The 23318-nt window shown below is 70.5% G+C and carries 15 protein-coding genes; 9 read left to right on the top strand and 6 right to left on the bottom strand.

The window, feature by feature from the left end; translation table 11 throughout:
- Positions 1 to 160 precede the first annotated feature (160 nt).
- On the bottom strand, positions 161 to 442 hold the full coding sequence (locus tag ABD317_RS14395; protein ID WP_234020091.1) for a helix-turn-helix domain-containing protein: 282 nt from the start codon (positions 440 to 442) through the stop codon (positions 161 to 163).
- 177 nt (positions 443 to 619) lie between these two features.
- Here ABD317_RS14395 and ABD317_RS14390 point away from each other — a divergent pair, with 177 nt between their 5' ends.
- Positions 620 to 3529 carry an AfsR/SARP family transcriptional regulator gene (locus ABD317_RS14390; RefSeq protein WP_425582366.1) on the top strand — a complete coding sequence of 970 codons (2910 nt, stop codon included), beginning with the start codon at positions 620 to 622 and terminating at the stop codon, positions 3527 to 3529.
- A 29-nt stretch (positions 3530 to 3558) separates the two neighbouring features.
- On the opposite strand, the gene ABD317_RS14385 is transcribed toward ABD317_RS14390, so the two are convergent.
- The 4 genes from ABD317_RS14385 to ABD317_RS14370 form a co-directional block, all read right to left on the bottom strand.
- Positions 3559 to 6495 (bottom strand): AfsR/SARP family transcriptional regulator, encoded by a 2937-nt coding sequence (locus tag ABD317_RS14385; RefSeq protein WP_344290383.1) that lies wholly within the window; start codon positions 6493 to 6495, stop codon positions 3559 to 3561.
- A gap of 288 nt (positions 6496 to 6783) precedes the next feature.
- The gene (locus tag ABD317_RS14380; RefSeq protein ID WP_344290382.1) at positions 6784 to 6951 is read right to left on the bottom strand and encodes a hypothetical protein; all 168 of its coding nucleotides are present in this window, start codon (positions 6949 to 6951) and stop codon (positions 6784 to 6786) included.
- 212 nt (positions 6952 to 7163) lie between these two features.
- Complete coding sequence (gene afsR, locus ABD317_RS14375) at positions 7164 to 10079, bottom strand: SARP-family global regulator AfsR (RefSeq protein WP_344290381.1); 2916 nt, start codon at positions 10077 to 10079, stop codon at positions 7164 to 7166.
- A 410-nt stretch (positions 10080 to 10489) separates the two neighbouring features.
- On the bottom strand, positions 10490 to 12091 hold the full coding sequence (locus tag ABD317_RS14370; protein ID WP_486389009.1) for a CehA/McbA family metallohydrolase: 1602 nt from the start codon (positions 12089 to 12091) through the stop codon (positions 10490 to 10492).
- A gap of 207 nt (positions 12092 to 12298) precedes the next feature.
- On the opposite strand from ABD317_RS14370, the gene ABD317_RS14365 reads away from it, so the two are divergent.
- Together ABD317_RS14365 and ABD317_RS14360 are read left to right on the top strand one after the other, a co-directional pair.
- A complete protein-coding gene (locus tag ABD317_RS14365; protein ID WP_344290380.1) occupies positions 12299 to 12532 on the top strand; it encodes a hypothetical protein in 234 nt (77 codons plus the stop codon).
- A gap of 22 nt (positions 12533 to 12554) precedes the next feature.
- Positions 12555 to 13244, top strand: a complete 690-nt coding sequence (locus ABD317_RS14360; protein WP_344290379.1) for an ISAs1 family transposase — start codon at positions 12555 to 12557, stop codon at positions 13242 to 13244.
- A gap of 101 nt (positions 13245 to 13345) precedes the next feature.
- Here ABD317_RS14360 and ABD317_RS14355 read toward each other — a convergent pair whose 3' ends face one another.
- Positions 13346 to 13558: a hypothetical protein gene (locus ABD317_RS14355; RefSeq protein ID WP_344290377.1), complete on the bottom strand. Its 213-nt coding sequence runs from the start codon at positions 13556 to 13558 to the stop codon at positions 13346 to 13348.
- Positions 13559 to 14310: 752 nt separating this feature from the next.
- On the opposite strand from ABD317_RS14355, the gene ABD317_RS14350 reads away from it, so the two are divergent.
- The 6 genes from ABD317_RS14350 to cofG form a co-directional block, all read left to right on the top strand.
- Positions 14311 to 14460 carry a hypothetical protein gene (locus ABD317_RS14350; RefSeq protein ID WP_344290376.1) on the top strand — a complete coding sequence of 50 codons (150 nt, stop codon included), beginning with the start codon at positions 14311 to 14313 and terminating at the stop codon, positions 14458 to 14460.
- A 5-nt stretch (positions 14461 to 14465) separates the two neighbouring features.
- Positions 14466 to 15416, top strand: coding sequence for a hypothetical protein (locus ABD317_RS14345; protein WP_344290375.1), 951 nt, complete (start codon positions 14466 to 14468; stop codon positions 15414 to 15416).
- Positions 15417 to 15585: 169 nt separating this feature from the next.
- Complete coding sequence (locus ABD317_RS14340) at positions 15586 to 19590, top strand: golvesin C-terminal-like domain-containing protein (protein ID WP_344290374.1); 4005 nt, start codon at positions 15586 to 15588, stop codon at positions 19588 to 19590.
- 906 nt (positions 19591 to 20496) lie between these two features.
- Positions 20497 to 20625, top strand: coding sequence for a hypothetical protein (locus ABD317_RS14335; protein WP_344290373.1), 129 nt, complete (start codon positions 20497 to 20499; stop codon positions 20623 to 20625).
- Positions 20626 to 20825: 200 nt separating this feature from the next.
- Positions 20826 to 21734: an LLM class flavin-dependent oxidoreductase gene (locus ABD317_RS14330; protein ID WP_344290372.1), complete on the top strand. Its 909-nt coding sequence runs from the start codon at positions 20826 to 20828 to the stop codon at positions 21732 to 21734.
- A 53-nt stretch (positions 21735 to 21787) separates the two neighbouring features.
- A partial coding sequence (gene cofG, locus ABD317_RS14325; RefSeq protein WP_344290371.1) for a 7,8-didemethyl-8-hydroxy-5-deazariboflavin synthase CofG occupies positions 21788 to 23318 on the top strand: 1531 nt, incomplete at its 3' end.

Here is a 23318-nt window from a genome sequence, read left to right as displayed (position 1 = left end):
GCCGACCGGAGTGAGGCGCACGTACGCTTCCGCGCCCGTGCCCGCGCGCCCGGCCCATGGTCCGGCCGCGGCCAGCTCGCCCGTACGCCCGTACGCCCGTACGCCCGTACGCCCGTTAAGCGTGCCCCGCGCGCGGCGCGCCACGGCACAGCCCCGCCGCTCAGCGGCCCTCCGCCGCGTCGGGCAGGCACGCCCCCACCAGCCACCCCCACCGCACCGCCTGCGCCCCGCCCTGGAACCGGCTCTCCGCGCCGAGGTGGGCCAGCAGCTCCGCCACCCGCCTGCTGTAGGTGCGCGGCGACACGTGCAGGTTGCGGCACGCGACCGTATCCGGTGTGCCGCGCGACAGTTCGGCGAGAACGGGTATCAGGTGCGCCGGCGGGGGATCGGGTAACCGGCGTAGGCCGTCGAGGACGAGTGTTCGGGAAGTCAGATCGCTCATGGCATCCAGCGAAACCGACGCCCATGGACACCCTGTGGACGGTGCGCCGAGGGCCGTCAATCCCCTGTCAATCGGGCTCCGCCGCAGGTGGCGCGGGTATGGCCGGGAATGGGCCGGTGGCGGTGGATGTGCCGGGTGCGGCAGACTGTGTGCGCGGGACTGGTTCAGGGGGTGGCGATGTCCGACGGTGCGCGCGGCGCCGGGTTACCCGGAGGGGGCCCGGAAGCGGGCGGCGGGCCGGTGCGGTTCGCCGTGCTGGGGCCCGTGCGGGTCCGGCGTGGCGGACAGCCCCTCGATACGGGATCACCGCAGCAGCGGGTCGTGCTCGCCGTGCTGCTGCTGCACGGCGGGCGGCACGTAGCCGTCGAAGAGCTGGTGGACGCCGTCTGGGGCGAGGACCCGCCGCGCGACGCCGTGGGGACGGTACGGACGTACGTCTCCCGCCTGCGCCGCGCCCTCGGCCCCGACGCGGACCTGCTGCGCGGCGAAGCGGGCGGCTACGCCGTACACCTGCGCGCCGGCGCGCAACTCGACGCGGAGACCGCCACCCGCCTCGCCGCCGAGGCCGACGCCGCGCTGGCGGCGGGGGAGCCGGAGCGGGCGCGGCAACTGCGTGGCGAGGCGCTGGCGCTGTGGGACGGCGAGCCGCTGGCGGGGCTGCCGGGCCCGTACGCCGAACGGCAGCGCACGCGGCTGGCGGAGTGGCGGCTGTCGCTGCTGGAGGGGCGGCTGGAGCTGGACGTCGAGGTGGGGCGGCGCGCGGAGGCGATCTCGGAGCTGACGGCGCTGACGGCGGCGTACCCGCTGCGGGAACGGTTCCGCGAGCTGCTGATGCTGGCGCTGTACCGCAGCGGCCGGCAGGCGGAGGCGCTGGCGGTGTACACCGACACCCGCCGCCAGCTCACCGACGAACTCGGCGTCGAACCCGGACCGGAACTGGCCGCGCTGCAGCAGCGCATCCTCCGCGGCAGCGACCAGCCGGCACCGGCACCCCTGCCCGCCGCCACCGGCGTGGCCCCCGCACAACTGCCCGCCACGCTGACGGACTTCACCGGCCGCGGCGCCGTGGTGGAGGAACTGGGCAAGCAGCTGGTGCAGGCCCCGCACATGGTGATGGCGGTGTCGTCGGTGTCGGGCATCGGCGGCGTCGGCAAGACGACACTGGCCGTGCACGTCGCGCACGCCGCCCGGGAGTCCTTCCCGGACGGCCAGCTGTACGTCGACCTGCAGGGCGCGGGCCCGTCGCCGGCGGAGCCCGCCGCCGTCCTGGGCTCGTTCCTGCGGTCGTTGGGCACCCCGGACGGGGAGATCCCCGAACCGCTGGAGGAACGGGCGGCCCTGTACCGCTCACTGCTCGCCGGCCGCCGCGTCCTAGCCCTCCTCGACAACGCCCGCGACGCCGCCCAGATCCGTCCCCTCCTCCCCGGAACGGAGGGCTGCGCGGCGCTGATCACCTCCCGGGTCCGGATGGCCCACCTCGTCGGCGCGCACCACGTCGACCTCGACGTGATGGACCCGGACGAGGCGCTGCTGCTGTTCACCCGCATCGTCGGCACCGAGCGGGTGGAGCCGCACCGCGCGGCGGCGATGGACGTCGTCGCGGCCTGCGGCTTCCTGCCCCTGGCGATACGCATCGCGGCCTCCCGGCTGGCGGCGCGGCGTACGTGGACGGTGGCGGTGCTGGCGCGGAAGCTGTCCGACGAGCACCGGAGGCTGGACGAGCTGCGGGTGGGCGACCTGGCGGTCAAGGCCACCTTCGAGCTGGGCTACGGCCAGCTGGAGCCGGAGCAGGCTCGCGCCTTCGGCCTCCTCGGCCTCGTAGACGGCCCGGATATCTCCCTGAACGCCGCCGCGGCCGTCCTCGACCGCGACGAGGACGACACCGAAGAACTCCTCGAAACCCTGGTCGACACCAGCCTCCTGGAGTCCGCGGCCCCCGGCCGCTACCGCTACCACGACCTGCTGCGGCTGTTCGCCCGCACCTGCGCAGAACGCGAAGAGCCGGCGACCGAACTGCACGCGGCCCAATCCCGCCTGCTCGACTTCTACCTCGCGACTGCCGCCCGCGTGTACGAACTGGGCCGCCCCGGGGACACCCTGATCAGCCACCTGACCCAAGTAACTCGCGAGGGTCTGGACTTCGACAACCACCGCACCGCCCGGGACTGGCTCTTCAGCGAGGCCGAATGCCTGCTGGCCGCCGTCCGCCAATTCGCCCAGGGCGACTCACTCCCGTACACCGTCGCCCTGTTGCTCGCCGCCAAAGACCTCGCGGAATCCGGCCTGTACTCCCCCCGGTTCGTACGCCTCGCCGCGGAGACCCTGGAGGCCGCCGAACAGACCGAAGACATCCGCAGCCAAGCCCGTGCCCACGTCGTCCTGGCGGCGGCCCGAGCATTCACGGGGCATTTCGAACGGTCGCGTGAGCATGCAACTCGGTCCCTTCACCTCGCAGGCGCCTGCGGAGACATCTGGGTATGCGGTGAGGCCGCGAACGAGCGCGGGCTGACGGCGTCGGTCCTGGGACGCCACGAGGAGGCCCGGCAGTACTTGGACGAGGCTCTGGCCGCCTACCGGGAGGACGGGAACCTCGACGGGGAGTCCTGCGCGCTGAGCAACCTCGCCCGCGTCCACATCGACATGGGCTCGATTCCCACCGCAATCGAGCTGGCGGAGCAGACCGTCGAACTCGACCGGAAGTCGAATGCACTGCTGCGCCTGGCATGCAGCAGATACGCCCTGGCCATCGCACTCAACTGCGCCGACCGGCACGACGACGCACTCACCCAACTGGGCTTGGCCGTCGAGATCTTCCGGGAGAACCGCATGGATCTGTGGGAGGGTCTGGCCTATTTCCGCATGGCACAGGTCCTTCTCGCCCTGCACGAGCCGGGAGAGTCGGCCACTTACGCCGAGAAGGCCCTGTCCCGGTTCCGCGGCATCGGCGGCGACTGGCACCGCGGCGGTGCACTGACCGTACTCGGCCGTGCCCTCGGCGAACTCGGCCAATCGGACCGGGCGCAGGCATGTCTGTCCGAAGCCCGGGAGCTTCAGGAATCCGGCTCGACGCGGGCGCAACACGGCTGAGGCCGAAGGGCTCGGCAGGCGGGGTAGGTTCAGTCGGGGCCGATGGTGGCCAGCAGCGCGCTCACCTCGGCGACCTCCGCGAAGTCCGCCTTCTGCAGGAGGGCGAGTGCTTCGGTGCAGCAGGCGCGTGCGCGGCCCCGCTGGTCCATCAGCAGCAGCGTACGGGCCAGCAGGGTGAGGACGACGCCGCGGTGCCAGTCGCCGCCGATGCCGCGGAGCTGGGAGAGGGCCTTCTCGGCGAGCTTGGCGGCCTCAGCCGGCCGCTGGGCAGCCAGGTGCGCCTCGGCCATCCGGAACCGGGTCATGCCGCACCAAAGGTGCATCCGGTTCTCGCGGAAGAGCTTCAGCGCCGCGTCGAGCTCTGGGAGCGCGTCGTCCGGCCGACCCGCCACGGTGAGAATGATGCCGAGGGCGTACATGCAGTTGGCCATCCGGAAGCTCGCGCCGAGCCTGTGGTGGATGACCAAAGCCTGCTCCGCGAGTTCGACGGCGAGCGTCGTCCGGCCGGCGTCGCCGTGCACACGCGACAGGTTGGCCATCGCGCTGCTCTCGCCCAACAGGTTTCCGTCGGCGCGGTAGACAGCGAGGGCGTCCTCCAAATGGATTGCGGCGTCGGCGCAGTGTCCCTGGAGGTTGGCGATGATGCCCAGGTCGGAGGCTGCGTGGCCGTGCACGACCGGATCTCCGGTTGCGCGCGCCAGCCGCATGGCCTCCGCGGCATGCTTGTCGGCCTGTTCGAAGCGTCCGGAGTCGATGTACGAAGCCGACAGCACGTCGTGTGCCCGGCCCTCGCTGCGGAGGTCGCCCAGGTTCTGGGCGGCCTTCAGCAGGTGGCCGGCGATCTGCGTGAACTGGCGCGAGTACATGCCGGACTCGGCCAGGTCGACGGTCACCATCAGCAGGTCGACGGCACGGGCGAGGGTTTCTTTTCCTACGAGCTGGCGCGCGGTGGCCAGCAGGCACTCCACCTCGCCCAGACGCCAGTCCTGCGCGGTGTGCCGGTCGGCGAAGCGCAGGCCCCGGTACGCGACCGGGGCGAGGTGCGAGGTGAGGGTGTCGCCGGGGCGGTCCAGTTCGTACACCTGCGCCGCCGTCGCCAGGTAGAAGTCCAGCAGGCGGGACAGGGCGGCCTCGCGCTCCGTCGCCGGCTCCTCGCGTTCCGCGCAGGTGCGGGCGAAGAGGCGGAGTAGGTCGTGGTAGCGGTAGCGGCCGGGGGCTGCGGATTCGAGGAGGCTGGTGTCGACGAGGGTTTCGAGGAGTTCTTCGGTGTCGTCTTCGGGGCGGTCGAGGATGGCGGTGGCGGCGTGGAGGGAGATGTCGGGGCCGTCGACGAGGCCGAGGAGGCGGAAGGCGCGGGCTTGTTCGGGTTCGAGTTGGCCGTAGCCGAGTTCGAAGGTGGCCTTGACCGCCAGGTCACCGACGCGGAGTTCGTCCAGGCGGCGGTGTTCGTCGGACAGCTTGCGGGCGAGGACGGAGACCGTCCAGGTGCGGCGCGCCGCCAGCCGGGAGGCGGCGATGCGTATCGCCAGGGGCAGGAAGCCGCAGGCGGCGACGACGTCCATCGCCGCGTCGCGTTCCGGGGTCACACGGCGGGTGCCGACGATGCGGGTGAAGAGCAGCAGGGCCTCGTCGGGGGCCATGACGTCCAGGTCGACGTGGTGGGCGCCGGCCAGGTCCGCCGTCCTCGCCCGGGAGGTGATGAGCGCCGCGCAGCCTTCGGTGCCGGGGAGGAGGGGGCGTATCTGGGCGGCGTCGCGGGCGTTGTCGAGCAGGGTGAGGACCCGGCGGCCGGCGAGGAGTGAGCGGTACAGTGCCGCCCGTTCCTCCAAGGGTTCGGGGATCTCCGCGTCCGGGGTACCCAGGGAGCGTAGGAACGAGCCCAGGACGGCGGCCGGCTCCGCGGGCGACGGGCCCGCGCCCTGCAGGTCCGCGTACAGCTGGCCGTCGGGGAAGGAGTCGCGCGCGGCGTGGGCGACGTGCACGGCCAGTGTCGTCTTGCCGACGCCGCCGATGCCCGACACCGACGAGACCGCCATCACCATCCCGGACGACTGCTCCAGCTGCTTGCCCAGTTCGTCCACGAAGTCGTCCCGCCCGGTGAAGTCGGCCAACCGGGCCGGGAGCTGGGCAGGCGACAGCCGCGTGGTCGTGGCGGCTACGGGTGCCACGGGTTGCTCACCTCCCCGGAGGATCCGGTGCTGCAGCTCCGCCAACTTCGGGCCGGGTTCGACCCCTAGTTCATCGATCAGGAGCCGCCTGCTGTCTGTGTAGACAGCCAGCGCCTCCGCCTGCCGGCCGCTGCGGGACAGCGAGAGCATCAGCAGCTCGCGGAACCGTTCCCGCAGCGGGTACGCCGCCGTCAGCGCCGTCAGCTCCGAGATCGCCTCGGCGTAGTCGTGCGCCTCGATGTCGAGCGCCAGCCGGCGCTCCAGCAGCGACAGCCGCCACTCCGTGAGCCGCGCCCGCTCCGTCTCGGCGAACGCCCCGGGCAGCCCGGCGAGCGGTTCGCCGTCCCACAGCCCGAGCGCCTCGCGGAGAAGCGATCGGGCCTTCTCCGTCTCCCCGCGTTCTGCCGCAGCGTCGGCCAGGGCGACGGCCTCTTCGGCGACCGCCGTGTCCGATACGGCACCGGCCCCCGGACGCAGCACGTAGCCGCCGGCCTGGCCGCGGATGAGGTCCGCGTCCGGGCCGAGCGCCTTGCGCAGCCGCGAGACGTAGGTCCGTACCGTCCCCACGGCGTCGCGCGGCGGGTCCTGGCCCCAGATGGCGTCGACCAGGTCGTGCGTGGTGGCGTGGTGGCCCGAGGTGAGCAGCAGCGCGGCGAGCACGGTGCGCTGCTGCGGCGGACCGATGTTGATCGGCGTGGTGCCCCGCCAAGCAGCCAGCGGCCCGAGCAGACCGAAGTACAGCAATCCGTGGGCATCGTCGGCCTCGTAAGTCGACGGTGTCCGTTGACGCTCGGCCATGCCCCGCCCCTCCTGGTCCCCGCAGCCCTGTTCGACAGTCTGCCGTGGTGTGTGACGCCGTGTCATCAGCGTCGGAGGGCGCCGCAGGAAGCTGACGGTAAGACGTGTCCGGCAAGGGGCCCACCCGGTCAGGTCGAGATGTGGTGGCGCCTCGACGACGCCAGGATGCGGCTAGGGGAGCACGTGAGATTCGCTCCGTAGCAAGGGAAGGCCCGGCCGCAGCAGTCCCCATCTTGCTGCCGCGACCGGGCCGTTTCGGCCCCCCCTCGGGCCGGTCCGTGACGCCAATCAGGGCCTGTGGTTGTCGAGCGGCTTGAAGGTGTCCTCGTCATCGTCCTTCGACGGGGCATCCGCCAGCGTCGGCTCATCGACGTCAGTCGGCTCGATCTTGCGCGGTGGTACGATCCTGAGTTTCTCCCGCTCCACTTCGGACTCTGTCGACTTCTTTTCCGGCATCGTGCTCCCCTGTCTGTGCCGTGGGCGTTCCGCAGCCGCCCGTCCGGCGACTCCCCCGCGGATCGCCGGACGGGCCTGCGTGGCCGCTCTCCCCGATCGTGCCGGGGGAACGGCCCCGCGTGACCCGCCATTCCCCCGACGTGACGAGCCACTGACAAAGAGCATGACGGCTGGTGATAAACGTCCGATGAACGACTTCGTGTAGAGGACGTTCAAGCGGTCGTGGCGGGTTCCAGGAGTGCACGTACGTCTGCGGCTTCTGCCGAGTTCGTCTTCTCGTGCAGCATCGCTGCCTCGCTCCAGCACGCCTGAGCTCGCCCTTGTTGCCCGATCTCGTGCAGGCTCCGGCCAAGGGCCGTGAGCACCTGGGCGCGGTGCCAGTCGCCGCCAATGCCGTGTAGCCGCGTGAGCGCCTGCTCGGCAAGTGTGGCTGCCTGGGTGGGCTGATGGGCGGTGAGGTGCGCCTCAGCCATACGGAACTGGGTCATGCCATACCAGAGGTGCATGCCGTTCTCGCGAAAGAGCTTCAGCGCTGCGTCGAGTTGCTCAAGTGCATCGCCCGCTCGGCCCGCACCGGTGAGGATGATGCCCAGGGCGTACATGCAGTTTGCCATCCGGAAGCTAGGGCCGAGTTTGTGGTGAATGGCAAGTGCCTGCTCCGCGAGGTCGACGGCTAGCGTCGGTCGCCCGGCATCGCTGTGCATCCGTGAGAGGTTGCTCAGCGCGCTGGCCTCGCCCGACAGGTTTCCGTCGGTGCGGTATGCGACGAGCGCGTCCTCCAAGTGGATAGCGGCGTCGGCCGAACGCCCCTGCAGATCGGCGATGATGCCACGGTCGGAGGCGGCGTGGCCGCAGATGACCGGATCTCCGCTTGCGCGCGCCAGGCGCATGGCTTCGGCGGCGTGCTTGTCGGCCTGTTCGAAGCGGCCGGAGTAGATGTGCGAGGAGGCCAGCACGTCATGTGCCCGGCCTTCGCTGCGAGTGTCGCCCAAGCGCTGAGCGGCCTTCAGCAGGTGGCCGGCGATCTGCGCAAACTGGTGCGAGTACGTGCCGGACTCGGCCAGGTCGACGGTCACCACCAGCAAGTCGGCGGCGCGGGCGAGGGTGCGTTCGCTGGCGAGCTGGCGCGCTGTGGCCAGCAGGCAGTTCGCCTCGCCCAGGCGCCAGTCCTGTGCGGTGTGCCGGTCGGCGAAGCGCAGGCCCCGGTACTCCACTGGGGCGAGGTGCGAGGTGAGGGTGTCTCCGGGGCGGTCCAGTTCGTACACCCGCGACGCCGTTGCCAGGTAGAAGTCCAGCAGGCGCGACAGCGCCGTCTCGCACTCCTCCGCGGGCTCCTCGCGCTCCGCGCAGTCGCGGGCGAACAGCCGCACCAAGTCGTGGTAGCGGTAACGGCCCGGGGCCGCCGACTCCAGGAGGCTGGCGTCTACCAGGGCTTCCAGCAACTCCTCCGCGTCTTCCGCCGTGCGGTCGACGATCGCCGCTGCCGCCGTGATCGAGATGTCCGGGCCGTCCGCCAGCCCCAGGAGGCGGAACGCGCGGGCCTGTTCCGGTTCGAGCTGGCCGTAGCCCAGTTCGAAGGTGGCCTTGACCGCCAGGTCGCCCACCCGCAGCTCGTCCAGCCTCCGGTGCTCGTCCGACAGCTTCCGCGCCAGCATCGACACCGTCCACGTACGCCGCGCCGCCAGCCGGGAGGCCGCGATGCGAATGGCCAGAGGGAGGAAGCCGCAGGCGGCGACGACGTCCATGGCCGCGTCGCGTTCCGGGTCCACGCGCTCCGCGCCGACGATGCGGGTGAAGAGGAGGAGGGCCTCGTCGGGGGCCATGACGTCGAGGTCGACGTGGTGGGCGCCGGCCAGGTCCGTCATCCTCGTCCGGGACGTGATCAGCGCCGCGCAGCCCTCCGTGCCGGGCAGGAGGGGGCGGATCTGGGCGGCGTCGCGGGCGTTGTCGAGGAGGGTGAGGATGCGGCGGCCGGCGAGGACCGAGCGGTAGAGGGCGGCGCGTTCGTCGACCGGTTCGGGGATGTCCGCGTCCGGGGTGCCGAGGGCGCGCAGGAACGCGCCCAGGACCGCCGCCGGTTCCGCCGGGGACGGGCCCGAGCCCTGGAGGTCCGCGTACAGCTGGCCGTCCGGGAAGGACTCCCGGGCGGCGTGCGCGACGTGGACCGCGAGGGTGGTCTTGCCGACGCCGCCGATGCCCGACACCGACGACACCGCCATCACCGTGTCCGGCGCGTTCGCCAGCTCCTTGCCCAGCTCCTCCACGACGCCGACGCGGCCGGTGAAGTCCGCCACGGTCGCGGGCAGCTGCGCGGGGCGTACGACCCGGAACGGGGCGTCGCCCGCCAGGGGTTCCGCCTTCGGGGCGGCCAGCTCCTCGTCGGCCTGGAGGATGCGCTGCTGCAGTTCGGCCAGCTCCGGGCGGGGGTCGACGCCCAGTTCGTCCTGGAGCAGGCGGCGGGTGTCCGCGTAGACCGCCAGGGCCTCCGCCTGCCGGCCGCTGCGGTAGAGCGCGAGCATCAGCAGCTCGCGGAACCGTTCCCGCAGCGGGTGGCCCGCGGTCAGCGCGGTCAGCTCGGATACGGCCTCGGCGTGCCGGGCGGCGTCGAGGTCCAGCTCGATGCGGTGCTCCAGCAGGCTCAGGCGCTGCTCTTCGAGGCGGTCGCGGTGCCAGTCGGCGTACGGGCCCGGCACGCCGGCGAGGGGCTCGCCGGTGAACTGCGCCACGGCGGCCGCGTACGACTCCCGCGCCGCCGCGGCGTCGCCCGCCGCCGCGGCGTCCTCCGCGGAGCGGGTCAGCTGCTCGGCGACGGCGAGGTCGACCTCGGTGCCGTGGGCCCGGATCGCGTAGCCGCCGGCCTCGCTGACCAGCGCGTCGGCGCCGAGGGTCTTGCGGAGCCGGGAGGCGTACGTACGCAGGGCGGACAGCGCCCGCGGGGGCGGGTCCTCGCCCCAGATGCCGTCGACCAGCTCCTGGGCCGTGGCGGTACGGCCGCCGCGCAGCAGCAGCGCCGCGAGCATCGCCCGCTGCTGCGGCGTACCGACCGGGAGGGACTCCTCGCCGCGCCACGCACGGACGGGACCGAGCACGGCGAAGCGCAGCGCACGTGTCTCGTTCTCGTGGGCCATGGCCGCCCCCTTCCCCGGTCCCGCTGATTCCAGATAGCCAAGTCTGCCCTGCCGGGGGTGTTTTAGTCAGCAACGACAGCGCTCCGGCTGGGCCAATGGCCCAGCAAGTGGACGTTTTTCGGCCTTCGGGAGCACACCCCGCGCAACGCCGTGGAGCGTGAACCTCGCTGTGCGCCCCCGGCTACGCACCCCGGGTGAGCTGACGCGGCGTCAGGGCAGGGCGGTGCGGAGCCCGTGCAGAACACCTTGGCGAAGACGATCACGGTGGCAGACCGTAGCGGCCAAACACGTCGTCTTCGCCAGATCGGCTGAATGTTATACGTCCGGTAGCTGTCCTGCCTGTTCGGGCAGAGCCGAAACGGGGTGCGTCGCCGCTCTCCACCGGCCACCTCCCGGCCCCGCCGCCGGCCTCAGCGGCCCAGCCAGACCGGGTTCGTCAGCGCCGCCATCGCCCCCGGCAGCCCGCTCGCCCCGCCGTCCGCCGCCGGGTGGCGGACCTCCGCGCGGACGAACGCCGCGTACGACGGCGTCGTGCGCCACTCCACCGTCCCCGCGCCGTCCGGCAGCGTCGTGGCGTACAGCTGGCCCTCGTCCGTCATGAAGCGGACCTGCGCCTGGGCCGGGCCGCCGGTGACTTTCAGCCGCACCGTCACCCGCGCGTCCGACGCCGCGCGCAGCCGCTGCCCGATCCCCGCGTGCTCGCCCCGCGGGCCCGACGCTGTGAACTCCACGTCCACGTCCGCCGACTCGGCCAGCCAGCTCCGGCCCGCCCGCAGGCCGGCCAGCACCGCCTGGCGGGACAGGTCCTCGGCGTGCACCACGGTCTGCGGCAGGCCCACGACCTGTCCCTCGCGGTGGGCGTCGCTGTTGCCCACCGCCGGCACCCAGTCGGTCCGCCCGTCCGGCCCCCCGCCGCCCCGGCCCCCGCCCCGGCCGCCGCCACGGCCACCGTGCCGACCGCCGCCCTCGCGGCCCGCCGTCAGCGCGTTGTCCCACGCCGCCAGCGCCAGCTCGTCGTCCGCCGTCCACGGCCCGTTCCACACCTCGACCGCGTCCGCGCCCCCGTAGCCGAACTTCCACTGGCAGCCCACGAACGGGCAGTTGGGGTGCGCCGGCACGACCAGCCCGCCGGCCGCGTGGATCTGCCGCACGTAGCGCGGATACGCGTCGTCCCGGGCCCGGTAGCGCCAGTCGACGAACACGCCCGGATCGACTCCGACCGCCAGGTAGTGCCCGTTGCGCGTGGTCACCTCCTCGCCACACAGCACCAGCAGGTCGTCGCCCCACAGACCCTCCCACGCGGCGTGCCCGGAGGACGTGTTGTGCTCCGTCGTCGTGAGGAAGTCCAGCTTCGCCGCCCGCGCCGCCGCCGCGGTCTCCGCGGGCGTACGGGAGCCGTCCGAGTGGACGGTGTGCAGGTGGCAGTCCCCGCGGTACCACGCCTGGCCGCGGCCCTTCGCCCGCTCCGGCGGGAACCGCGGCGGCGCGGTCGCGCCGGAGGGCCCGTAGCGCAGGGTGATCGTCACCTCGTAGTCGAGGCCCTGCGGGGCGACGGTGTACGGGCCGAGCACGACGTGCCAGCGGCCCGCCCGCACCGGCCCCGGCAGGTACGCGGGTGTCGTCGCCGCCCGGTCGGCGCTGATCGCGAACTCCGTGCGGAAGCCGCCCGACCAGCCGCGGAAGCCCCGGCCGCCCGCGCCCGTGCCGCGCTCGTCGAAGATGCCGATGTCGAGGGCGTTGCCCGTCGTGCCCGCGGGGACCTGGGGGCGGTCGTAGTCGTACGCGACGTGGATCTCGCGCACTCCGCGCGGCACGTCGACCGGCAGGTAGACGAAGTCCGGCGCGCCCGGCTCCAGATGCCCGGTGACGGTCCGGCTGTCCTCGCCCCGGCCGCCACCGGCCCCGGCCCCGGCGCCCTCCTCGCCGTCCGCCGCGTGCGCGAAGCTCACGGGGGCGAGCGTCACGGCCCCGGCGGTGGCCGCCGAGAGCTTCAACAGGTCGCGTCTGTCCACGGGTGCGGTCCCTTCGCGTGGGGTCATCGCTGAGACGGTGCTACACCGGTCCTATCCGCGGGTGACGCGGAAGGGAACAGCGCGGGACGGCTGGGACGGACGCCGCCGGGCGTACGGACAGGGACGGGGTGGGAGGCGGGGGCGGCGTCAGCGCCGGTGCCGCGGCCGGAACCGGCTGACGGCGCTCGCGGTCCTGGCCGTCAGAAAGTGCACGGCGGCCAGGAGGACGATCCCCAGGAGCACCGGGCTCCCCCCCCGCCCGCGCTCCCCGTGCCGCCGGTCGTGCCGGTGGTGCCGGTGCCGGACGTGGACCCCCCGGAGAACGTCGTCGTTCCGGCCCCCGAGGTCGCGCCCACCGTCGACCCGGCGTTCCCGCCCGGGTCGACGTACCGACCGGCCGCACTGCTCGCGCCGCCGACGCTGCCGCCGGACGACCACTGAACCCCGCCCACGAGCCGACCCAGTGATCGCGGTCGACGGCAAGACGCTCAGAGGCTCCCGCACCCACAACCGGCCGGCCACCGCGCTGATCGCGGCGATGACCCATGACGGCGACGTCCTCGCCCAGACACAGATCCACGGCAGGAGCAACGAGATCCCGGCTTTTGCCCCGCTCCTGGAAGGCATCGACCTGGAAGGGTCCGTGATCACCGCGGACGCCCTGCACGCCGAGCATGACCACGCTTCCTACCTGCACGAACGCGGCGCCCACTATCCGGCCGTCGTCAAGAGGAACCACCCCACGCTGCACGAACGGACCTGCAGGCTGACCTGGCGCGACATCCGCCTGGACCACTTCGACCGCAACCCGGGCCCACCACCGCGACGAGATTCGCAGCTTGAAGACAGCCGCGTTCGCGCACCTGGACTACCCACACGCCCGCCAGGCCCTTCAAGTCGTCCGCTGGAGGCGGGACCTGGGCTCCGGCAAACTGACGATCGAGCGGATCTACCTGGTCACCAGCCTGCCGCCCGGCACAACCACCGGCATGGAACTCGCCACATGGATCCGCGGCCACCGGAAGCTCGAAAACCAGCTCCGCCATGTCCGGGACCGCACCTTCCGCGAGGGCGCGTCGAAGATCCGTACCCGCCACCTGCCCCCCGCATCATGGACGGCCTGCGCAACCTCGCCATCGGCGTCCACCGCTAGGACGGCCACACCAACATCGCCGCCGCCCTCCGCCGAACCAGCCGGCACCGCCAGTGGTCCTTCACCGCCCTCGGACTCACCTGACGAACCCAGACACAAGATCACTTCTCAAAGACCCTGGGTGCTGTCCGCCTCGCCACCCTTGTGGAGATTATCTGCCGCCGCTGGAAGATCGAGGAGACTTTCCAGCTTGCCAAGGGCTTCACCGGCCTCGACCAGTGCCAGGTCACCTGCTGGAACTCCTGGATGCGCTGGTCGCTGTTCTCCCTTATCGTCTCGGCCGTCCTCGCACTCACCACCGCCGCCACGACCACGGCCGCATCCGGCCGGAAGAATCCGTCTCATCCCGCTGACCTGCACAGAACTCGTCCGGTTCGTCCGGGCTCACATGTCCCAGTCTCAGTCTCCAGGCGTCCACGATCAAGGGGAAGGTTCAGCTGCCGTGGCTGACCCCAGCCTGACGGACACGGCCGCGGCAGCAGCTCGTTGCGGTGTACTGGGAGGTGGCGACATTACGCCAACCTTCCTTGAACTGCCTGACATGCATTCAACATGGGCGGTAGTTTCAACTCAAGGCAATACGCCAGGCGTGCGTGCGCCAATTCGATCACCCGGTGGGTACTGCCAAGGTGCGGTTCGAGTTAATGGTGCAACGCGTCGTTCATCCAACACAGGGAGGGGCGGATTCTTGGGGAAGCAGTGGGTGAGATGTTTTCTCGGCACGTTATCGGTGGCGGTTATTGCGCCGATACTGGTGCCTGCGCCGCCCGCTGGAGCGGCTTCGTCGTCGCCCAGCGCGATCATCAGCTATACATCTGACCGGTGCAGCGCGAGCAAGGCGTGTTTCGCGATGTTCTACAACAGCAAGAACCATGGTTCTCAATTCATAAGCGGCTGCTTCATCACCAACCGGTCGCTTTACAGTCATTTCGGCCACACTCGGCACACGGAGGGCGGTCTCAGAGACATACGCTACCAGTTCAGCCGAAGCCGAATATGGGAGACCTCCAGCGGGGTTGGCCATAGGTGTGACGGGTCTGGTGGCGGACAGAAAATTAAGAACAACGTGGCGGGTGCAGTGAACAGGGACTCCCGGGCGCATCGGATCTACTACAACACCGGCTACAAGGGCGTCTACCAGACCTTCCCTTCGCCGAGCAGCAAGAACCTCATGTCCTCGCTGAAGAACGACAACGCCAGCAGCAAGAGGTTGTGATCGGCATGCGACGTACGCTTTACGCTGTTGCGGCGGTTTCCGTTTCTCTGCTGGCCGGCTGCGGTGGCCAAGAGAGCGGGAGGCCAGATGCGGTGGTCCCGGAAAGGGCCGGAGAGCAGGCCCGGCCGCAGGGCGCCACGGTGGTGCAGGAGGACTGGCCGCCGGCAGTCCCGGCCAGTGGGCTGACTAAGGGCATGGTGCTGCCGCTGGAGAAGTACATGGTGACCTACGCCGAGGAGATGGCAGTACAGGAGGCCCGGGACAACATCGAGCTTCTGTGCATGCGGCGATTCGGCTTCTCCGACTGGGCGACCGAGCCGATCGGAACCTCACCGCCCCCGGCAAGCACCGCAGCGAACATGCCTCGACGCTACGGACTCACCGATCTGGCGGTGGCCAGGCAGTACGGCCAGCACCCGCCGGAGACCGGTTCCGAGAGCACTCCTCCGGCTTCGCGCGAAGATCCGGCCGCCCTCGCGGTCTACGAGGGCGTGAAAAAGGACGGCACGGAACTCAAGTCCTACAATGACCGAACTGTCCCCGAGGACGGCTGCCTGGGCGAGGTGCAGAAAACCCTCCCCAACATCGACCCCACCCTGGTCGAAGAGCTCAATGCACGGAGCTTCACGGAATCCCAGGGAGTCCCAGCCGTACGCGAGGCCATGGACGTGTGGTCGTCGTGCATGAACGTTCGGGGCTTCGACGTGGCGAGCGTCTGGGATGTCGAGAATCTCTACGACGAAACTACCACGAGCGCTTCTCAGGATGAGATCCGGTTGGCGGTGGCAGAAGTCGAGTGCAAGCAGCAGTCCGATTTGGTAGGTGTGTGGTTCAGGGAAGAGTCAGCGATCCAGGAACGGCTGATCACTGAGAACAAGGAGCCGCTGGAACTCGCCCAAACGATACGGCAGGAAGCCCTGACGGACGCGCGCAAGGTCAACGCACGGTTCAACTGAGGCCCAAGGCCGGCCAGCCAGACAGGAGAGGCAGGCTACTCCGCTGTTGGACTCGGAAAAAAGATGGGTGCGTACGCACCCGGCGTGGGCTGGTCACGCGCCACCGCCCCGGCGATGGCGTGTGACCGGCGCGCTGGCACAGCAGTCACGAACATGACAGGGAGATAACTTGCGACCATTCAGACAGTTACGCGCCGCCTCGGCGGCCTTCGCCGCCTCGGCGGCCCTGACCGCTGGCCTGTTAGGCAACTGGGCTGGCCCTGCCACCGCAGCTACCGCCGGCAATCCAGGCCCGGCCGCCCACCATACGAGCGACCCGGCCCCGAAGGGCATCCCTGAGGACAAGCGCACCAAGATACTCGGCGCCGACTACGCCACCTCTGAAGATGTGGCAGTGACAACCAGCGCAGATGCCACTGGCTTCCACATCCTCACCGCGGCTAGAGCTGACGGCTACGCCTGGAAGACCGTCGCCTCCCTATCCGAGCCTGGATTTGATACAGACACTTGGATCGGCAACATCTGTGTCACCGGCTCTGGCAAGCGCGCTGTGGTCGTGTACGCGCCGCGGACTTTCACCAACGAGGCAGAGCTGATGGCCCGCGGCGGCTTCACTGCTGTCGTAGACCTGACCACGGGGAAGGTGACCAAGCTCAACCTGCAGGCGTCACTCTCGTACTACAACCCCGGCTGCGGAGCCGGCGAGACGGCGGTGCTGACCCAGTCTGGGGGCGAGGACAAGCCCGCCACCCGCCTCGTCGAAGTCAGCACGACCCGTGGCCAACTCGCGTCCCCCGTTACCGTAAAGGGACAGCTGACCTCCGCCGTGCCGACCAAGGATGGAATTATTGCGGCGGCTAGCGGCTACCTCGTCACCGTCGATTCGGGCGGCACGACCAAGACACTGGCTGCGACTCGTGCGGTGCCCTACCGGCTCACCCCCGACGCAGGCGGCGGGCTGACCTACCTGGAGAAGGCCCGGAACGCCAGGACCACCGTGAAACATCTCCCTCCCGGCTCTGTCGTCAGCGCGGGCACGCCCCGCGTGCTGGCCACGGGGCCGCGCACCGATACCGGGCTGACGCGGGCAGCTTCTGGGGAGGTGTTCATCACCGGCGCCACTGAGAGGACCGGCCGATTGCCTACGGCGATCACCCACGCCCCCGGCACGCCGGCCCGTAGTCTCGCATCCACCGCCGGCGACGCACTGGTGACCGACACGGTGTGGGCGGATGGAAAGGACAGCCGAATCTCGGCAGCGGAGGCGACGCGACCGCGACCGGTGAACATCAACGTGCAGCTTCTTGACACCCCCGAGGGCGATCGGCCGAGCCGGGAGTTCACCGTCACCCCCGGTACCCCGGCGAGCGTCCATGCGGCCGACGGATCCGCGATGTCCACGGCCCTGCTACACGGTACCGGGAAAGTCCCCTCGTCAGGGTCAGCGCGGGCGGCAAGCCCGACAGATCCGGTGGAAGACGAACGCGTGTGCTCGGTGCCCCGCAACGACCCGAAGAACCAGGCGATGCAGCCCAAGCCCCGGCAGGTGGAGTGGGCGGTGAATCAGGCCGTCACCGGGAACCTGAACAAGCACATCTCCCGGCCGGCGGGCTGGAAGAACCTGGGTATGCCCGCCTATCAGCCGCAGACCCTCTTCCCGCGCCCCGCTCTCGAGGGCGGCGGCCGGGTCCCGGCGCAGGTGATGCTCGGTGTGACGGCCCAGGAGTCGAACATGTGGCAGGCCGCCAGGTCCGCCGTTCCCGGGGTGACCGGCAACCCGTTGATCGGCAACTTTTACGGCATCGACTACTACGACTACACGTCCGCCAACGACTGGGACGTCGACTGGGCGGAAGCGGACTGCGGCTACGGCGTCACGCAGGTCACCGACCACATGCGCCGCGCAGGGCGCGAGGGCGGCGGACCCACCGCGTGGCCGTACGACAAGCAGCGTGCCGTCGCACTGGACTACACCGCGAACATCGCCGCAGGCCTACAGATCCTGTCCGACAAGTGGAACCAGACCCGCAGGGCCGGCCTCATCCTCAACAGCGGTGACGTGAAGCGGCTTGAGAACTGGTTCTTCGCGCTGTGGGCGTACAACTCCGGCTTCTACCCGGAGAGCGACGCGAGCAAGCACAACGGTGCCTGGGGAGTGGGCTGGGCGAACAACCCCGCTAACCCCGAGTGGGACGCGGGGCGCAGCCCGTTCATGGAAGACCGCTTAGGCAACGACGACTACGCGGATGCGGCTCATCCCCAGGACTGGCCCTACCAAGAAAAGGTCATCGGCTTCGCCGCACACCCGCCCGAGCTGCTGGAGGCACCCAACAAGCCGGTGGCGGGCTTCCGTCCCGCCTGGTGGAGCGGCACCGACGGCGACGCGACGGTCAAGGGCTCGGCAAAGTACCACCGCGCGCTGGCAAAGCCCCCGGAGGACCTGTTCTGCAGCGATCTCAACGACTGCCGCCCCGACAAGATCGGCGACGACGCATCGAACGGCGACTCCACCACCGGACCGTGCGTCCGCGGCGACTTCCGCTGCTGGTGGAACACCTCGGCCGCATGGAAAGCGGACTGCGACTATACCTGCGGCAACGAGTTCGTCCGCTTCAACGACACCTACCCCGAAGAAGCGGACGGCACTGCCTACCCGCCCAAATGTGATCTCAACGGGCTGCCAGCCGGCGCACTCATCGTCGACGACATCCCCAACGGCACCAAATCCGTACGACCCAACTGCAGTACACAGACATCTAGAGGCAGCTTCAGCTTCGACTTCGGGGAGGGCGAGACCCGGCCGCCGGACCCCACACGATACTGGCCGGGCAAGGTGGACACCCACCAGATCGGCGGCGGCTTCAACGGCCACTTCTACTTCACCCACACCCGCAAGGGCGATACCAAAGGCCAGCGGCTGAAGGTCAGCGGCACTTGGAAGCTGGACAAGCGACTGTCCGGCTGGTCCCGGGTCCTAGTCCACATGCCTGACCACGGCGCCCACACCCGGCAGGCAAAATATGTCATCGACACCGGCAGCGGTACCAAGTTTCGAGTGCACCCTCAACGACTGCAATCCAATAAGTGGGTTTCTCTCGGCGTGTTCAAGTTCTCCGGAACTCCGAAGGTGACACTGAGCTCGATCACCAAGGACGGCACCGGCGATGAGGACATCGCCTTCGACGCGGTCGCCTTCGACGAACTGCCGGCGAAGCCAGACAACATCATCGTCGCTATGGGTGACTCCTACTCCTCAGGCGAAGGCGCCTCCGTCACGGGCGGCGGCGACTACTACCCGGAGACGGATGTGGACGGGGGCGACGGCTACTGGCGCAACGCCTGCCACCGCTCCCGCCACGCCTGGTCCCGCCAAGCCAAACTCGCGGACGACCCCAGCACACCCATCGGCAAGCGAACCGACAACTGGCACACATCGATGGACTACCATCTCATCGCTTGTTCAGGAGCGGAGACCGAAGGAATCCTCGGAGCCGCCGGCCCCAGTAATGCATGGGGAGAGAAGGGCGCTCACGGCTATGGTGAGCTGGCACAGATCGACCAGGGTTACCTGGACGAGAGCACTACGTTGGTGACCCTCTCCATCGGTGGTAACGATTCCCGTTTCGCCGCCATCATCAATCACTGCATCTTCGGCGGAATTGGCTGGCCTGACAATTGCCAGGACGGCACGATGGACGGCGACGACGAGCCGTTGGGGACGGCGCAGCCGAAGGTCATCAAGGAAAAGGTCAGGCCATCGATTGTCACCACCCTGAAGGAGATTAAATCGAAGGCTCCGAATGCCAAGATCGTGCTCATGGGCTATCCCCACCTGCTGAACACTGAAAGCATCTGCTTGCCCCTGATAAGCAAGGGAGAAGCCGAATGGTTCAACGAGATGGCCGACGTGCTCGCCAGTGAGATGAACGGTGCCGTCATCGACGCTAGAACTGCAGGTGTTGAGGTCTGGTTCTCTGACCCCCGCAGGTTCTTCGAGGGCAAAGGAGCCTGCGCGACCGATGACGAACGGATCCACGCAATCGTCACGGATAAGACCCCCGGCGATGATCCCTCGCTCAAGAAGCCATCGGCACAGTCCCTCCATCCCAAGATCAGCGGGGCGACGCTGTATGCAGATGTTCTGAACAGCACCCTCCGAGAAATGGGTATATAGTCACGTTCGCGTTGTGCGTGCTGGACCGGGTCGCAACGCTGCGGCCCGGTCTCCAGGTGCTCCTGTCTTGAGTACCTGTACTCAAGACAGCCGTGACGAGTGTGGGCCACACTAAAACCGGTTCCACCTCTCTCGCGTGAAAGGAGTGCCACTTGCTACGGAAATTAATCACCACTTCGGTCGCGTGCGCTGGCTGCGGGGTGGCAGTCGCGTGGATCGGCGTTACACTCTCAGACTCCGCCAGCTCATACGAGCGTGAAGCCTGTAGAGACTCCTCCGGTATTTGCATCACAGGTGCCGAGCCCGCCGCTGCAGTCGGCTGGTTCCTCATAGCGGTGGCTGTGTTCGCTCTGCTCATCGGCGTGACAAGCCGTGAACGACGCCAAGGCTGGACGGCGGGGCTTCTCCTAGGACCTGCGACTGTCCTCGTGCCCCTATGGCTCGATTCGCTTTCAGGCGAAGGAGAGGTGGGTACGTCGATCGCCTTCTGGGCGGCTTCAGCAATAGTGCCCGGAGTGCTCGGATACGTGGTCGCCCGGAAGCGGGCGTATGCGACGGACGATGGAACTGGATCACGGGGTGACGCCGAATGACCGACGTTGTGCCCGAGGTTGCGAGAACGAAGAGCCGTGGACGCGTAGAAGGCTGGCCGGGTGCCGGTGGTGGACCTCCGGCATCGGTCTCGACGCATGAGGCGGGCGCATCGCAGAGAACGGGGACGTCAGCCCGGACCGGAAGTGGCGACGATGCCGGACGTGCGACGGGGCGCTACGGGCCGTACGGACAGGGCGGGGTCAGCGTCGGCGGCGTGGGCGGTGGTGTGTGAGGGCGTTCGCGGTTCTGTCCGTCAGGTAGAGCACGACGCTCAGGAGGAGGACGCCCAGGAACAGCGGGCTGCCTCCGCCCGTGCTCCCCGTGCCGCCGGACGTGCCGGTGGTGCTCGTGCCCGACGTGGACCCCCCGGAGAACGTCGTCGTTCCCGCTCCCGAGGTCGCGCCCACCGTCGATCCGGCGTTCAGGCCCGGGTCCACGTAGCGGCCGGCCGCGCTGCTTGCGCTGCCGATGCCGCCGCCCGTCGTCTGCGCCTGCGCGACTCCCGGCAGGAGGCAGAGACTTCCCGCCAGAAGAATCCCTCACGCACACCGCCGAGCCCACATGACGTACCTCCCGGATCAGGGCGAGGAATCGCGGGCGTGGTCGTTCCCAGCGTAGGCCGGCCGCTGGATACTGCGCGCATGCGCATCTCCGTGACGATCTTCCTCACCGACGAGACCGTCCGCCCGCCCACCCTCGCGCGTGAGCTGGAAGAACGCGGCTTCCACGGGCTCTACCTGCCCGAGCACACCCACATCCCCGTCAGCCGCGACACCCCCGCCCCGATGGGTGAGCCGCTGCCCCGCGAGTACGGGCGCAGCCTCGACCCCTTCGTCGCGCTCGGCCAGGCCGCCGCCGTCACCGAGCGGCTGGCGCTCGGCACCGGTATCACGCTCGTCGCCCAGCACGACCCGATCGTGCTGGCGAAGCAGGCCGCGACGCTCGACTTCCTCTCCGGCGGCCGGTTCACCCTCGGTATCGGCTTCGGCTGGAACGTGGAGGAGGCGGCCGACCACGGCGTCGACTGGCGCGGCCGGCGGGAGCTGGGGCGGCGGCGGATGGCGCTGATGAACGCGCTCTGGTCGCCGAAGCCCACGGCGTACGACGCGGGCGGCACAGCGGACGCGGGCGGCGGCGCCGGCGCCGGCGGGGCTGCGGTGCGTACCGCCGTACGGGCCTCCGAGGCGCACCCCAAGCCCGTCCACGCCCCCCGCGAGCGCCGCGGCGCGCCCCCGCTGTACGGCCCGCGCACCCTCCTCGGGGGCGGCGCGGGGCCGACGCTCTTCGCGCACGTCGCCGAGTACGCCGACGGCTGGCTGCCCATCGGCGGCGGCGGGCTGACCGACAGCGTTCCGCGGCTGCGGCGGGCGTGGGAGGACGCCGGCCGCGACCCGGAGGCGCTGGAGGTGGTGCCGTACGCCGTGCGGCCGAGCGAGGGCAAGCTCGCGCACTTCGCGGCGCAGGGCGTACGGGAGACCGTCGTCCAACTCCCGCCCGCCGGCGAGACGGAGGTGCTGCGCACGCTCGACGCCTACGCACGTTTCCTCTGACGGCCTGGTCCGCCCCGGCCCGGTGATCGGTTCCGACGTCCGACCTGCCTCGTATGCTCGGAAGGATGACGAAGCCGCCGCCCGTCCCCGTGCCGGTCCCCGCCCCCGCCCCCACCGCCAACGCCATGCGCCGCGCCCTGAGACGCGCCCGCGACGGCGTCGCCCTCGACGTCGCCGAGGCCGCCGTGCTGCTCCAGGCCCGCGGCGACGACCTGACGGACCTCTCCGCCTCCGCCGCCCGGGTGCGCGACGCCGGGCTGGCGGCGGCCGGGCGGCCCGGCGTCCTCACGTACTCCCGCAGCGTCTTCCTGCCGCTGACCCGGCTGTGCCGGGACCGCTGCCACTACTGCACGTTCGTCACCGTCCCCGGCAAGCTCCGCCGCGACGGCCACGGCCCCTTCATGTCCCCCGACGAGGTGCTGGACGTGGCCCGCCGCGGCGCCGCGCTCGGCTGCAAGGAGGCGCTGTTCACCCTCGGCGACCGGCCCGAGGACCGGTGGCCGGAGGCGCGCGAGTGGCTGGCGGCGCACGGGTACGACGACACGCAGTCGTACGTGCGCGCGATGGCCGTCCGCGTGCTGGAGGAGACCGGCCTCCTGCCCCACCTCAACCCGGGCGTCGTGTCCTGGTCCGGCTTCCAGCGGCTCAAGCCGGTGGCCGCGTCCATGGGGATGATGCTGGAGACCACCGCGGAGCGGCTGTGGAGCGAGCCCGGCGGGCCGCACTACGGCTCGCCGGACAAGGAGCCCGCCGTACGGCTGCGGGTGCTGCAGGACGCCGGACGCTCCTCCGTGCCGTTCACCAGCGGGCTGCTCATCGGCATCGGTGAGACGCCGGCCGAGCGCGCCGAGTCGCTGTTCGCGCTGCGCCGGGTGCAGCGCGCGTACCAGGGCCTCCAGGAGGTCATCGTCCAGAACTTCCGCGCCAAGCCGGACACGGCGATGCGCGGCATGCCGGACGCCGAGCTGGACGACCTCGCCGCCACCGTCGCCGTCGCCCGCCTCATCCTGGGCCCGGCCATCGGGGTGCAGGCGCCGCCGAACCTCGTGGACGAGGAGTACGGCAAGCTCATCGCGGCCGGCGTCGACGACTGGGGCGGCGTCTCGCCGCTCACGCCGGACCACGTCAACCCGGAGCGGCCGTGGCCGCGGCTGGAGGAGCTGGAGGAGCGGTCCGCGGCGGCCGGGTTCGAGCTGCGCGAACGACTCGCGGTCTACCCGGAGTTCGTGCGGCGCGGCGAGCCGTGGCTGGATCCGCGGGTGCTGCCGCACGTCCGCGCCCTGGCCGACCCGGAGACGGGCCTCGCGCGGGACGTGCTGCCGCAGGGGCTGCCGTGGCAGGAGCCGGACGGCGGCTTCGCCGCCGCCGCCGGCGGCCGTACGGACCTGCACCACACCATCGACACCGAGGGCCGCACGGGGGACCGGCGCACCGACTTCGACGCGGTGTACGGCGACTGGGAGGCGCTGCGCGAGACGGCCCGGGAGCTGTCCGGAGACGCGGCGCCCGCTGCTTCCGGCGGTGCCGACTCCGGCGGCCCCGCACCCGCGCCGGCCGACCCCGGCGGCCCCTGGCCCCCCCACT

This window comes from Streptomyces synnematoformans (genome assembly GCF_039531005.1).
GTDB classification, from domain to species: Bacteria; Actinomycetota; Actinomycetes; order Streptomycetales; family Streptomycetaceae; genus Streptomyces; species Streptomyces synnematoformans.
Note: the sequence above shows the minus strand (reverse complement) of the source record. Positions and strands in the feature narration are given on the sequence as shown.

What these genes read in the sequence shown, in the direction of transcription:
- ABD317_RS14395 (WP_234020091.1), bottom strand. Translation starts at nt 442, where the DNA reads ATGAGCGATCTGACTTCCCGAACACTCGTCCTCGACGGCCTACGCCGG.
- ABD317_RS14390 (WP_425582366.1), top strand. Translation starts at nt 620, where the DNA reads ATGTCCGACGGTGCGCGCGGCGCCGGGTTACCCGGAGGGGGCCCGGAA.
- ABD317_RS14385 (WP_344290383.1), bottom strand. Translation starts at nt 6,495, where the DNA reads ATGGCCGAGCGTCAACGGACACCGTCGACTTACGAGGCCGACGATGCC.
- ABD317_RS14380 (WP_344290382.1), bottom strand. Translation starts at nt 6,951, where the DNA reads ATGCCGGAAAAGAAGTCGACAGAGTCCGAAGTGGAGCGGGAGAAACTC.
- afsR (WP_344290381.1), bottom strand. Translation starts at nt 10,079, where the DNA reads ATGGCCCACGAGAACGAGACACGTGCGCTGCGCTTCGCCGTGCTCGGT.
- ABD317_RS14345 (WP_344290375.1), top strand. Translation starts at nt 14,466, where the DNA reads ATGCGACGTACGCTTTACGCTGTTGCGGCGGTTTCCGTTTCTCTGCTG.
- ABD317_RS14330 (WP_344290372.1), top strand. Translation starts at nt 20,826, where the DNA reads ATGCGCATCTCCGTGACGATCTTCCTCACCGACGAGACCGTCCGCCCG.